Annotated in this window: 9 protein-coding genes; 4 read left to right on the top strand and 5 right to left on the bottom strand. The window is 73.2% G+C overall.

Translation table 11 applies throughout. The features are described 5' to 3' along the window. Positions 1-16 precede the first annotated feature (16 nt). Positions 17-1,036: a DUF6599 family protein gene (locus tag WMF33_RS12105; RefSeq protein WP_061622174.1), complete on the top strand. Its 1,020-nt coding sequence runs from the start codon at positions 17-19 to the stop codon at positions 1,034-1,036. Between the two features lie 125 nt (positions 1,037-1,161). Here WMF33_RS12105 and WMF33_RS12110 read toward each other — a convergent pair whose 3' ends face one another. The 4 genes from WMF33_RS12110 to WMF33_RS12125 all read right to left on the bottom strand — a co-directional run bounded on the left by WMF33_RS12110 (position 1,162) and on the right by WMF33_RS12125 (position 6,156). Next, positions 1,162-1,878, bottom strand: a complete 717-nt coding sequence (locus tag WMF33_RS12110; protein ID WP_437337276.1) for a peptidylprolyl isomerase — start codon at positions 1,876-1,878, stop codon at positions 1,162-1,164. Positions 1,879-1,928: 50 nt separating this feature from the next. Next, positions 1,929-2,777 carry a MaoC/PaaZ C-terminal domain-containing protein gene (locus tag WMF33_RS12115; RefSeq protein ID WP_437337277.1) on the bottom strand — a complete coding sequence of 283 codons (849 nt, stop codon included), beginning with the start codon at positions 2,775-2,777 and terminating at the stop codon, positions 1,929-1,931. 147 nt (positions 2,778-2,924) lie between these two features. Continuing rightward, a complete protein-coding gene (locus tag WMF33_RS12120) occupies positions 2,925-3,761 on the bottom strand; it encodes a hypothetical protein (RefSeq protein ID WP_437337278.1) in 837 nt (278 codons plus the stop codon). Positions 3,762-3,771: 10 nt separating this feature from the next. Further along, positions 3,772-6,156 carry a serine/threonine protein kinase gene (locus tag WMF33_RS12125; RefSeq protein ID WP_437337279.1) on the bottom strand — a complete coding sequence of 795 codons (2,385 nt, stop codon included), beginning with the start codon at positions 6,154-6,156 and terminating at the stop codon, positions 3,772-3,774. Between the two features lie 125 nt (positions 6,157-6,281). On the opposite strand from WMF33_RS12125, the gene WMF33_RS12130 reads away from it, so the two are divergent. Continuing rightward, on the top strand, positions 6,282-8,639 hold the full coding sequence (locus tag WMF33_RS12130) for a segregation/condensation protein A (protein ID WP_437337280.1): 2,358 nt from the start codon (positions 6,282-6,284) through the stop codon (positions 8,637-8,639). Further along, positions 8,626-10,443, top strand: a complete 1,818-nt coding sequence (scpB, locus tag WMF33_RS12135; protein ID WP_437337281.1) for an SMC-Scp complex subunit ScpB — start codon at positions 8,626-8,628, stop codon at positions 10,441-10,443. The genes WMF33_RS12130 and scpB overlap by 14 nt, the downstream gene beginning before the upstream one ends. Before the next feature lie 42 nt (positions 10,444-10,485). Here the strand turns inward: scpB and WMF33_RS12140 are convergent, their stop codons facing one another. Next, complete coding sequence (locus WMF33_RS12140) at positions 10,486-10,830, bottom strand: helix-turn-helix domain-containing protein (protein ID WP_061626783.1); 345 nt, start codon at positions 10,828-10,830, stop codon at positions 10,486-10,488. A 77-nt stretch (positions 10,831-10,907) separates the two neighbouring features. On the opposite strand from WMF33_RS12140, the gene WMF33_RS12145 reads away from it, so the two are divergent. Continuing rightward, positions 10,908-12,503, top strand: coding sequence for a lamin tail domain-containing protein (locus WMF33_RS12145; RefSeq protein ID WP_437337282.1), 1,596 nt, complete (start codon positions 10,908-10,910; stop codon positions 12,501-12,503). Positions 12,504-12,661 lie beyond the last annotated feature (158 nt).

Raw genomic sequence — 12,661 nt, forward strand, 5'->3', positions numbered from 1 at the left:
CAAGAAGGAGGAGCCCATGGGCGCGCCGCCGCCGCCGCCGCCGGCCGCGAAGCCGGCCGCGTGCGCGGACGGCGGCGGGACGATCAGCGACGCGGCGAGCGCGCCGTTCTTCCCGCGCATGACGGGCGGGTTCTGCCTCGACCCGAACGGCGCCGAGAAGACGTTCGGCGAATCGGCGCCCCTGCCGCTCGACAGCATCTGCGACATGTTCGACGGGGAGTGCGAGATCTACAAGGGATTCGGGGTGCGGCGGGTGGTCGAGGCGCGCTACGTGAGCGGCGCCGGCGGCTCGGCGACGGTCGACGTGCACCTCTCGAAGTTCGGGTCCACCGAGGGCGCCTACGGGATGTTCACGAAGCGCACCGTGGGCGACGGCGACCCCGCCGACGAGGCGACGCCGCGCCAGATCGACGGCGGCGGCGCGGCCGCGATGGGGGTCGGGAACGCGTACCTCTGGCGCGGGCAGTACCTCGCCGAGATCACGTACAACGACGAGGCGCTGGCCGAGGCGGCGCTCAAGTCGTCGAGCGAGAAGGTCCTGCCGGGGCTCGTGAAGGAGATGGGCTCGAAGCTGCCCGGCGAGCCGTCGCTGCCGCCGGCGGCGGCGGCGCTCCCCAAGGACAACATGATCCCGCTCGGGGTCCGCTACGAGACCAAGGACGTGCTCGGGGTCGACGGCGCGGGTCCCGGCGCGTTCGGCTACTACAAGGAGGTCGACAAGCGCTACCGGGTGGCCGCGATCGTGCGCGCCGACGTCGATCAGGCCAAGGACGTGCTGTCGACGCTGGCGAAGCTGCCGGGCGCCGTCCGGGAGAAGGGCATCGGCGACGGCTCGGTGCGCCTCATGCACAAGGAGGGCGAGAGCCCCGCCACCGAGTGGATCTTCGCCCGCGCCGACAAGACCGTCTACGGGGTCGGCGACGAGGCCCGCGTGCTCCGCAGCGGCATGACGGCCGACGAGCACGCGAAGCTGACGCTGACCAAGGAAGAGAAGTCGGCGAGGCTGAAGAAGATCGTCACCGCGCCGGCGCGCTGAGCGCGCGAGCGAACGGGTCGCTCACGGCGCTGCGGCGCGCGGGCCGGCAGCGCTGCGGCGCGCGGGCCGGCAGCGCTGCGGCGCCGTTCGGGCCGGAGGCGCCGCGGGCCGGAGGCGCCGCGCGCTCACTGCGTGCGGAGGATGACGTGGAAGCCGAACGGCGTCTCGACGAGGTCGCTCACCTCGCCGACCTTGATCTTCTCGAGGCCCGTCTGAAACTCCGGGACCATCGCGCCCTTCGGGAACTTGCCGAGGTCGCCGCCGCGCCGGTCCGCGCCCGGCTCGTCCGAGTACTCCTTCACGATGTCCGCGAACTTGCTCGGGTCGGCCTTGGCCTTCGTCATGGCCTCGGTCGCGCGGGCCTTCGCCTCCTCCTTCGTGCGCGTGATCGTCGCGGGCGCGCGCCGGCTCCCCTGGTACATGACGAGCAGGTGCTTCGCGCCGAACATCTCCCGGGGCGGCTGCGCCGACTGCGCCGGACGGGGCGTCGGGGCGGGCGCGGGAGGCGCGGCGGCGGCCGTGTGCGCGTGCTCGTCCGGCTCCGGGGCGACAGGGGCGGCGAGGCGAGCGAGCGGCGTCTTGTTGAACATGCCGAAGAAGCCGAGGAGCCCGATCAGCACGAGCGCGCTGAGCACCGCGTGCGGCGTCCACCAGTACGCATCTTCTGGATCGGCGCCGTCGTCGTCCGCGTCGTCGTCGTCGTCGTGCGCGTGGCCGCGTCCGCGGACCGCGGTGGCCTTCGCCTCTTCCTCCTCCCCGTCGTCGTTGCCTTCGTCGGTCGACTCGTCCTCGTCGAGGTCCTCGTCGTCCTTGGCCCTGTCCTTCTCGGTCGTCTTGCTCATATCGCTTCCCTGATCCGGGCCTCGGCCTTAGCACGCGGCCGCGCCGGCCGTCAGCCGATCTCCGCCCACGCGCTCGTGAGCACGGGATCGGGGCGCTCTTTGACCGAGGTCACCAGCGCGACCTTGCCGCCCTCGAGCATGTAGCCCCGCGTGATGAGGGTGTCGCCGGGCCAGACCGGCTTGCGGAACTGCGCGCCGTAGGCGCGCAGCCGGCTCGCGTCGCCGCCCGCGGCCTTCTGGATGATCGCGCGCGCCGCGAAGCCGTACGTGCAGAGGCCGTGCAGGATGGGGCCCTGCGCGAAGCCCGCCTTCGCCGCGACCTCCGGGTCGGCGTGGAGCGGGTTCTCGTCGCCCGAGAGCCGGTACAGGAGCGCCTGCTCGGGCGTGGTCGCCTGCTCGACGACCCAGTCGGGCTCGCGGTCCTTCGGCGCCGAGGCCGCAGGCTCGCTCTGCGGCGGGCGCGGCCCGCCGAAGCCGCCGACGCCGCGCACGATGATCGACCACACCGTGTCGAAGAGCGGCTCATCGTTGAGGGTCGTCTTCGTCTCGACGATCACCTGCGCGAACTTCTTGAGGTCGTAGATGCCGGACACGGTGGCGGTGGTGAACAGCGTCCCGCTCGTCGGGAGCGGCCGGTGCACGCGGAGCGTCTGGCCGCCGTGGACGATGAGCGGCAGCTCGGCCCCGGCCGCCTCGAGCGCCGCGAACACGGCGTCCTGCGAGGGGATGACGCCGAACGTGGGGTAGACCTTCATGCCGCCCGGCACGCCCTCGTAGAGGTACTCGAGCTCCTCGCGACGGGCGCCGATGCCGAGCGCGTAGGTGGCCAGGGTCTTCCAGTTGAAGGTGAAGGCGCTGGGCTTGGTCGTGTGGCCGACCGTCGAGAGATTCAGCGGCATCGGGGGGCTCCTCGCAGGATGGAAACGGTCGAGGAGGCGTACAGACCTGGCGATGTCGCGTCAACTGGCGCACGCCGAGCGGTCGGCGTGCGCGCGCTCTGATTCCTCCCGCGCGCGCGGGAGCCAGCGGCGCCCGCGCGCGCGGGATCAGAGCGCGACGCGATAGGCGATGAGCACGCCGATGTTGAACATGTCGACGCGCTCGGAGAGCGACGCGCGATCGCCGGTCGGCGAGATCTTGCGCTGCTCCGGGAGGAACCAGCTCGAGTAGCGAAGGTGGCTCCCGACGCTCCAGTTCTCGGCGAACGCCCAGTCTCCTCCGATCGCGAGCCCCGCGGCGACCCCTTCGGTGCCGATCGTCGCTGCCCTGGGACCGACGTACGCCGTGTCCGAGTACGGGTTGCGATCGGCCTCGACCGACCAGGAGTCGTTGACGACGACGCCGCCGACGGTCGCGCCGACCCACCACTCCGTCTTGGGCGTGCGGAGGGCGTAGTAGCGGAACACCCCGTCGAGCATGAAGTAGCGGCGCGAGTGATCGCGCTCGAGGCTGCTGGCCCCGTGCGCGGCGTCGGTGCTCAGCGACGCCGCCCAGAAGATGCCCGCGCCGAAGCCGATGTCGCCCCAGCGGTAGAGGTTGTGGATGCCGAAGGAGACGCTCGTCTCGCCCTGCTCGCACGCCTCTGGGGCCAGGACGGGGCAGACGTCGGCGCCGGGGAGCGTCATCACGCCGCCGCTCATCTCGACCATGGTGTAGGGGCGATCGCGCTCGCGCGCGGCGGCGGCGCGGCGGGCCGCCCTGCTCTCGTCGGCGCGGCCGGGGGCCGCGAAGAGGAGCAGGGCGAGCGCGGCGGCGCCCGCTGCGCCCGCGGCGCGGCGCTTCGAGCGGGCGCCGTCTCGGCGCGGCGGCGCTGCTCGGTCACCCTCCCCAGCGCGGACGTTGGTGGGCGCGCGCGACGTCGGGTACCAGCCGCCTCGATTCACCTTCGTCGAATTATAGCCACGGACCGGTCGACGAGGGGAGCGGCGAGGAGCCCTCCGTGGGCAGCGGGGGCGGCGACGGCGGCAGGACCGGCGCGTCGCTGGCCGGCGGCGGGGCGGTGCCGGCCTTCGCGGGCGCGCCCGCGCCTCCCGACGCTGGCGGCGGGGCGGCGCCGGTCTTCGCGGGCGCGCCCGCGCCTCCCGACGCTGGCGGCGGGGCCGGCGCGCCGCGGGGACCCGCCGCCGGCGGCTGGCCGGGGGTCGAGCCGCGGTCGCCGTCCGGCGCCGGACGGCGCGGGGGCGGCCGGCGATCCGGGCCGGCGTTCCGGAGCCCGCTGCTCTGCGGGGAGACCTGCGGCGGCGGCTCTTCGGGGGCGTCGCTCGGCGGGGCCGAGAGCTCGGCGACGAGGTGCTGGGCCGTGGTGAGCTCCGGGTGCAGCTCGATCGCGAGCTTCGCCAGGCGGATGGCGCCGGCCCTGTCGCCGGCGTACTTCCGCCCGAGGGCGTCGGCGACGACGCGCTCGGCGGACTCGCGCCGGAGCGCGACCAGCCGCGCGTCCCTGGGCCACCGCGCGAGGGCCTGCGCGATGATGTCCTTCACGTTCTCGCCGGGCGGCGTGTCCCACGCGTGCCTGCCCATGCAGTCGCGCGCGCGGTCGATGTGCCCTTCCAGGGAGTCTTGGGCGGTCTTCCCCCCGAAGGCGCCGAGGTGCCGCCCGCCGAGGAACGCGACGAGCCCCACCGCGCCGGCGCACGCGAGGAGCGCGGTGGCGCGGGCGATCACCGCGCGGCGGGGGAGCTGCGGCGGCGCGGACGCGACGCCCTGCATGGTCGACGGTGCGGGCGCGGAGTCGCGCGCGGGGTCGATGCCGAGGCCGATCGCCGTCCGCGCGGGCTCGTCCGGCGCGCCGCTGAAGTCCGCGCTGCTGAAGGAGGAGCGCTCGACGCCGCTCGCTCTGGGCGACGAGGCGCGCTCCGCGTCGCTCGCCGAGGAGCGCTCGACGCCGCTCGCTCTGGGCGACGAGGCGCGCTCGCCGCCGCTCGCGGAGTACCGCTCGCCGCCGCTCGCGGAGTACCGCTCGACGCCGCTCGTTCGGGGCGACGAGGAGCGCTCCTCGTCGCTCGTCGAGGCGGGATCTTCCTCGTGGCGGGGCGACGCGGGGCCGCCATAGAGCGCCGACTCGCTCGACGGGAGGAGCGGATCGAGGTCGCTGACGCGGGCGCTCTCCAGCGTGGGCGCGGCGATGCCTCCGATCTTGGCGGCGAGCGCGGGGGAGAGGTCGAGCGACTTGGTGCGCGACTTGGACGCCAGCTTCATGACCGCGCTGGCGCGCAGGAGCCCGGGCTGGGCGGCGATCTCGTCGGGGTCGAGGCCGCTCGCACGCACGGCGAGGGCGAGATCGCGGCCGAGGGAGCGCGCGTCCGGGGCGCGGTCCGAGGGCTTCTTGGCGAGGTTCTGCATCACGACCTGCGCGATCGGCGCGGGCACGTAGCTCGAGCGCGCGATGCTGCGCAGGTCCGCCGGCGGGGCGTGGGTGTGCTGGACGAGCAGCGCGACGGGCGAGTCGCCCTCGAACGGCGCGCGGCCGGCGAGGCACTGGTAGAGCATCGTGGCGATCGAGTAGACGTCCGCGGGCGGGCCGACCCGCTGCCCCTCGGCGCCTTCGGGGGAGATGTACTTGGCCGTGCCGAAGATGAGCCCAGCCTGCGTGGTCATCGCCTTGTCGGCCCAGTCGAGGCGGGCGATGCCGAAGTCGAGCACCTTCACGTAGTCCGGGTCCTCGCCGCGGCGGACGAGCATGATGTTCTCGGGCTTGAGATCGCGGTGGACGATGCCCTGCGCGTGCGCCTCGCCGACCGCGTCGCACACCTGGAGGATGACGTGGAGCGCCCTCGGGAGCGGGAGCGCCTCGCTCTCGCCCGCCGTGCCGGCGGCGGCGAGCGCCGAGAGCAGCGAGATGCCGTCGAGGTGCTCCATGACGAGGTAGAGCTCGCCGCCGATCCTGGCGTCGGCCGTGGCGGGGATGCTCCCGGTCATGAGCACCTGGACGACGTTCGGGTGGACGAGCCGGCTCGCGATCTTGGCCTCGCGGTGGAAGCGGCTCACGAGCTCGGCGTTGCTGCTGAGCTCGCGGTGGAGGACCTTCACCGCCACGTCGCGCTCGATCCCTGCCTGGAAGGCGCGGTAGACGCGGCCCATCGAGCCGATGCCGATGAGGTGGCGGACCTGGATCTGCCCGCCGAGGGTGAGGCCCACGTACGGATCGCGCTCGGCGGCGCCCAACGAGGCGCTCTTGCGCGAGCTCGCGAGCGGGGTGCCGTCGCGCGGGCAATACAGCACGCCCGCGTCGTAGCGCTCACCGCACGAGGGGCAGCTCTTCGCGGGGGACGGCTTCATCGACCGCGCTGATCCTAGCACCGCTCCCGCCACAAATTCTCGGAGGGAGCGGCGTTTCGGCGCGTCGCGCCGCCGGGGGACGCTCGGGCGTGGACCGACCGGCGCCTTGCGACTACGGTCGCGGCGTGAGCGGTTCCAAGGCGGGCGCAGCGAGGGCGCGCGGCGGCAAAGGGCGTGGCAACGCGGGCGCCGCTCCTGCGCCCGCCGCCGGCCGGGGCACCGCCGCTACTTCGCGCGCCGCCGCGCCCGCCTCGCCCGCCCGTGATGCCGCCTCGGCCCGGGAGGCCGCTTCGGCCCGGGAGGCCGCGTCCCGGGCCGAGGCGGCGGCGGACGCGGGGCCGCGGGAGGGCGAGTACGTCGTCACGCTTCCCACGTTCGAGGGGCCGCTCGACCTGCTGCTGCACCTCATCCAGCAGCACGAGCTCGACATCCTCGACATCCCCGTGAGCTTCGTCACGGAAAAGTACCTCGAGTACCTGAAGCTCATGCGCTCGCTGTCGATCGATCTTGCGAGCGAGTACCTCGTGATGGCGGCGACGCTGGCGCACATCAAGTCGAAGATGCTGCTGCCGAGCGTCCCTGCGGGGCAGGACGACGACGGGATGCCGGGCGAGGAGGAGGATCCGCGGGCCGAGCTCGTCCGGCGGCTCCTGGAGTACCAGAAGTACAAGATGGCCGCGGCCGATCTGGCCGATCGCGGCACGCTGGGGCGGGACGTGTTCACGCGCGGCATGAGCGAGAGCGAGGTGCCCAAGGGCCCTGCTCCGTTCGCGTCGATGCCCATCTTCGGCCTGCTGGACGCCTTCGAGCGGGTGCTGAAGCGGACGAACGTCCAGATTGATCACGAGGTCGTCTTCGATCGCATCAGCATCACGGATCGCATCGTGGAGCTCACGGAGAAGCTCTCGGCGCGGCGGTCGATGCGCTTCGAGGATCTGCTGCTCGACAGCGTCTCGAAGGGGGGCGTCATTCCCCGCTTCGAGGTCGTCATCACGTTCCTGGCCGTGCTCGAGATGTGCAAGCTGAGGCTGATCCGGGTCCACCAGACGGACCCGCTGGCGCCGATCCACATCCAGCTCTCGGTGCCGGACGGCACGCCTCCGGCCGATTTCGAGGTCGACGAGGGGGCGCCGTCGGCGGAGCGGGTCGAGGCGGCCGGGGGCGAAGATGCGGGCGCGCCGCCTGCTGCCGGCGAGGGTGATGGAGCGGAGGCCGCGAGCGTGGGGGGCGGCGAGCTCGCGGAGCCGGAGCTCGTGGAGGCGGCGGAGCCGGAGCTCGTGGAGGCGGCGGAGCCGGAGCTCGTGGAGGCGGCGGAGCCGGAGCTCGTGGAGGCGGCGGAGCCGGAGCTCATCGAGGCGGCGGAGCCGGAGCTCGTGGAGGCAGCGGAGCTGGGGCTCGTGGAGGCGGCGGAGCTGGAGCTCATCGAGGCGGCGGAGCCGGAGTTCGTGGAGGCGGCGGAGCCGGGGCTCGTGGAGGCGGCGGAGCTGGGGCTCGTGGAGGCGGCCGAGCCGGGGCTCATCGAGGCGGCGGAGCCGGAGCTCATCGAGGCGGCCGAGCTGGTCGAGCCCGTGGAGGACAGGTGCGTCGAGGCGGAGGTGCCTCAGCCGGCGGCGGCTGCGGAGGCGCCTGAGCCGGCGGAGGCGCTTGAGCTGGCGGAGGCGCTTGAGCCGGCGGAGGCGCTTGAGCCGGCGGAGGCGCTTGAGCCGGCGGAGGCGCTTGAGCCGGCGGAGGCGCCTGAGCTTGCGGAGGCTGCGGAAGCGCCGAGCGAAGAGTCGGCGTGGCCGGGTATGGCCGCGCCCTTGGAGCACAGGAGCGTCGAAGTGGAGGCGCCCGAGCTTGCGGACGCTTCGGAGGCGCCCGAGCTTGTGGAGACGTCGGAGGCGCCCGAGCTTGCGGAGACTTCGGAGGCGCTTGAGCTTGCGGACGCTTCGGAGGCGCCCGAGCTTGTGGAGACGTCGGAGGCGCCCGAGTTTGCGGAGGCGCCCGAGCTTACGGAGGCGCCGAGCGAGGAGCCGGCGTGGCCGGAGGTTGCCGAGCCCGTGGAGGCCATGGGCGTCGAAACGGAGGCGCCTGAGCCTGCGGGGGCTGCGGAGGCACCTAGCGGAGAGCCGGCGTGGCCGGAGGTTGCCGAGCCCGTGGAGGCCATGAGCGCCGAGGCGGAGGCGCCTGAGCCTGCGGAGGCTACGGAGGCGCCGAGCGAAGCGGCGATGTGGCCGGAGCTGACCGAGCCATCGAGCGGCGAACCTGCAGGGCCGGAGCGGGCCGAGCCGGCGGAGGAGACGAGCCGCGCGCACGAGCTCGTGGAGGGCGAGGCAGCGGCCGAACCAGACGCCGGTCCCGCTCTGGAGCAGACGGAGCGCGATGCGGCCGCGGATCCGAGCGACCTGCCGGCCTCGGAGGAGGCCGCGACACCGCCGGAAGAGGCTGCGCCGGCGGAAGAGGTGGATGAGGTAGACGCAGGGAGTGGCCGTGACGGTGGCTGATGCCGCGGCGAAGCGGCGGCGCGTGGCGAAGACGACAGGACAGGGCGCGCCGGCGCAGCTGAGGGCGGCGGCGCACGCGTGGCTCGGCGGAGCGAAGCGGTCACGAGGAGCGAAGAAGGAGCCGCGCGCGCCGAAGACGCCGGGGCAGGGCGCGCCGGCGAAGGCGAACGCGCAGGGCACGCCGGCGCGTCTGCGGGCGGCGGCGTACGCATGGCTCGGCGGAGCGAAGCGGCCGCGAGGAGCAAAGAAGGAGCCGCGGGCGCCGAGGACGCCAGGGCAGGGCGCGCCGGCGAAGCCGAACGCGCAGGGCACGCCGGCGCGTCTGCGCGCGGCGGCGTACGCGTGGCTCGGCGGAGCGAAGCGGCCGAGGGGGGCGAAGAAGGAGCCGCGTGCGCCGAAGACGTCGGCGGAGGGCGCGCCGAAGACGTCGGCGCAGGCCGCGCCGGCGCGGGCGAGCGGGCGGGGCACTCCGGCGCGTCTGCGGGCGGCGGCGTACGCGTGGCTCGGCGGAGCGAAGCGATCGCGCGGCGCGAAGAAAGAGCCGCGCGCCCCCAGGGCGACGCGGCAGGATCCGCTCGCTCGCTTCCGCGCAGGCGCCTGGTCCCAGCTCGGCGATCCTGCGCGTCGCGCCGATGCTCCCGTCCGGAGCGCGACCTCGGGGCCCGCGCAGGTGCCCGGGCTCTCCGCGGTCGCGCGCAAGCATCTGAAGGGCGTGCTGGAGGCGCTCATCTTCGTGGCGGAGCGACCGGTGCCGGCCCGCGAGCTCGCGCGTTCGGCGAACGCAGAGCACCGCGTCGTGCGCGAGCTCTTGGCCGAGCTCGTCGCGGAGTACGACGGGCGGGGGTTCCGGCTGGACGAGGTCGCCGGAGGGTACGTCTTCCGGACGAGCCCCGCGTTCGCGCCGTTCGTTCGCGAGGTGACCGATCAGAAGCCGGTCAAGATGTCTCGCGCCCAGACCGAGACGCTCGCGATCGTGGCCTACCGGCAGCCGATCACGCGGCCGGAGATCGACGAGATCCGCGGCGTCGATTCCGGCGCGGCGCTCAAGTCGCTCCTAGAGCGAGACCTCGTGAGGATCCTGGGCAAGAAGGACGAGCCCGGGCGCCCGATGCTGTACGGCACGACGGCGCAGTTCCTCGAGTTCTTCGGCCTGAAGGCGCTCGGCGAGCTGCCGACCCTGCGCGAGTTCACCGAGCTGACCGAGGAGTCGCGACGCGCCTACGAGCGCGAGCTCGGCGAAGAGCCGCCGGAGACGGCGGTGGCGACCGCGGGACAGGAGAGCTTCGCCGGCGCGGAGGGATCAATCCGGACGACGGTCGTCACTGCGGCCGAGGATCTACCGGAAGACGTCGGCGTGTCGCCTACTGCGCCGCGGGAGGGAGATGTTGCGATGGAAGCCATGGAAGATCACGTGCGTGAGGGGAGCTCGGTCGTTGGGGAGGATGCTGGGGCTGTCGAGAAGGCCGCCGTCCGGCGCGACAACCCTGCCGAGGAGGATGCGTTGCGCGACGAAGAGGACGAAGACGAAGAGGACGAAGACGAGGACGAAGAGGGCGAAGACGAGGAAGACGGCGAAGGGGGAGACGAGGACGAAGAGGGCGAGGACGAGGAAGACGAGGACGAAGAGGGCGAAGAGGACGAGGACGAGGACGAAGAGGACGAAGAGGGCGAGGACGAGGACGAAGAGGGCGAGGACGAGGACGAAGAGGGCGAGGAAGACGACGAGGAAGACGACGAGGACGAGGACGAGGACGAGGACGACGAGGACGACGAGGACGACGAGGACGAGGACGACGACGACTGATTCGTCATCTCCTTCTGATCCTCAGGCCCATCGGCCCGTCGCTCACGACGGTGGGGCGTCCATCGGATCCGGATAGGTGTCGGCCAGCTTCATCGCTGCGCTCCTCAGCTCGGGGTGGGCGAGGAGCTTGCGGAAGAGCCGCCAGAGCTCGGGGTCGGAGAGCAGCTGGAGCGGCGAGGCGGCCGCCTGCTTCTTCTTCTTGCGGGGGATCGCCTCCGGACCTTTGCGCCGCAGCTCCTCCATCATTCCGACGAAGCGCTTGGTCGGGAACAGGTCGCCGTGCTCCCAGGCGAGCACCGTCTCCTGCTCGATGCCCAGCGCTCCGGCGAGCTCGCGGGCCGTGCACCCAAGCTCCTGCCGGAGCTTCTTGATGTCCTCGGGGGCCATGCGAGGCGAGGGTAGCGGCCTCGAAAAAAAAAGCGACGTCGAGCAACCGGCGGCGAGCTCCTGCCGAACTCCGCGTCATGACCCAGCACCCGCCGACTCGCCCCTCGTGCATCCCCCGCGCTCGCCGCGCCCTGCCGCTCGCGCTCGCGCCGCTCGCGGCCTCCGCCCTGTCCTGCGCGCCGGAGCTCGCGGCTCCCCCTCGCTCCCCGCCTGACGAAGAGGACGCCGAGCTCGCCGACCCCGCGGACGTGGGCCCCGAGCTCCACATCGAGCCCGAAGCGCCCCTGCACGCCGCGCCGCCGGTGCTGCGGCTGCGGGTGCGCCTCCCGGGCGCCTCGCTCGAGGGCGTCGATCCTGCCCGTGCGCTGGTCGTCCGCGGCAAGGTCGGCGCGGCGCACCTCCGCCAGATCGAGCAGGGCGAGCTGTCGAAGGCGCTCTCGGCGCGCGTCGTCCCGTCGATCGCCTGGCTGGACGGCACGCCCCCGGGGGACCTCACGCTGACCGTGGCGCCGCTCGTCCCGCTCGCGCCCGGCGAGACCTACGCCGTCGCGAGCGGCAGCCCCGTCTTCTCGCACCACCTCCAGGTCGCCGCGGAGGGCTCGCCCCCCGTGCTCCCGCGGATCTGGCCGCCGCCCGACGCCGGGGCGAGCCTCGGCTTCGGCGTCTGGTGTGGCGATGCGCCGCTCCCGGAGACGATCGCCGCGGCGACCCTCGAGCCGAGCGGGCCGGCGGGCGAGCTGCGCCCCGGCGCCGTCGAGGGCATCGGCGCCCGCTGCCTGCGCTTCGAGGGGGAGTCGCCCCCGGCGCCGGGCGAGGCGGACGAGCTGCGCCTCGTGGGCCCGCCCGTCGCGTTCGACGGCGAGCCCGGGGCCGTGAGCCTCGATCCGCGTCCGTTTGCGCTGGAGTCGGAGCCCCTCTCCGCCGTCGCCGCGGCGTGCGCGCCGGACGAAGTGCCTCTCGGGCCGGGGTGCGCCCAGGTCGCCGACGATCGGATCCGCGTCCGGTCGGCGGATGCGCCGCTGCTCTGGGCGATCGCGGGCGAGGGGCTGGACGAGGTCCTCGCCCTGCGACCGGGCGAGCCGTTCGTCCTCGGGCCCTTGCCGCCCCTCACCGCCGTGGAGCTCGCCATTGCCACCGTCGACAACGCCGGCCGCATGGAGCGGCGGACGTTCTCGGCCATGACGCGCGAGCCCATGCCCCACGTGATCATCAACGAGGTACTGGCAAATCCTGTCGGGCCGGAGCCGGGGCAGGAATGGGTCGAGCTCTACAATGATGGCGATGTCCCAGCTGACCTTACAGGGTATGTGTTGGCCGATGTGGGCGGAGAGACCGAATTGCCTTCCATTTCGCTGGCGCCCGGCGCGTACGCGCTGGTCGTCAACGAGGGATTTCTCTCCGATGATGAGCTCGATCCTCCGGCTCCTCCGGAGGCGCTCCTGCTCCGGGTGCCAAAACTTGGCAACCATGGGCTGTCAAACTCGGGAGAACCGCTCAAATTGATGGATGGAGGAGGTGCAGTCTTGTCCAGGTCGCCCGCCATGCCCGAGCCGAAAGCAGGGATGAGCCTGGCCCGCGTAGGGCCGCGCGCTCCCGACGGCTCGGCTGGCTCCTTCGTGACCAGCTGGCCGACGCCCGGGCGCGTGAACATAATGAACCAGGACATCCCCTGAAGGATGGGGAGTTTGCCTCCGTACAGGGCGATCTCTCCGAGGGGCAGAGAAAATTCGAGCAAAGCGGGTGACGGACCCGTCTGTGAGAGCTAGGTTTCAATCGAGTAGACAGACGGGTGGGGGGGGCCGCCACCTGAGGAGACGCTGCCGCGCTGTGA

The organism is Sorangium sp. So ce394 (genome assembly GCF_051474665.1).
GTDB lineage: Bacteria > Myxococcota_A > Polyangia > Polyangiales > Polyangiaceae > Sorangium > Sorangium cellulosum_D.

Bases quoted from the DNA above. Each gene is read 5' to 3' on its own strand.
- WMF33_RS12140 (WP_061626783.1), bottom strand. From the start codon at position 10,830: ATGGCCCCCGAGGACATCAAGAAGCTCCGGCAGGAGCTTGGGTGCACG.
- WMF33_RS12105 (WP_061622174.1), top strand. From the start codon at position 17: ATGGGCGCGCCGCCGCCGCCGCCGCCGGCCGCGAAGCCGGCCGCGTGC.
- WMF33_RS12115 (WP_437337277.1), bottom strand. From the start codon at position 2,777: ATGCCGCTGAATCTCTCGACGGTCGGCCACACGACCAAGCCCAGCGCC.
- WMF33_RS12125 (WP_437337279.1), bottom strand. From the start codon at position 6,156: ATGAAGCCGTCCCCCGCGAAGAGCTGCCCCTCGTGCGGTGAGCGCTAC.
- WMF33_RS12110 (WP_437337276.1), bottom strand. From the start codon at position 1,878: ATGAGCAAGACGACCGAGAAGGACAGGGCCAAGGACGACGAGGACCTC.
- WMF33_RS12145 (WP_437337282.1), top strand. From the start codon at position 10,908: ATGACCCAGCACCCGCCGACTCGCCCCTCGTGCATCCCCCGCGCTCGC.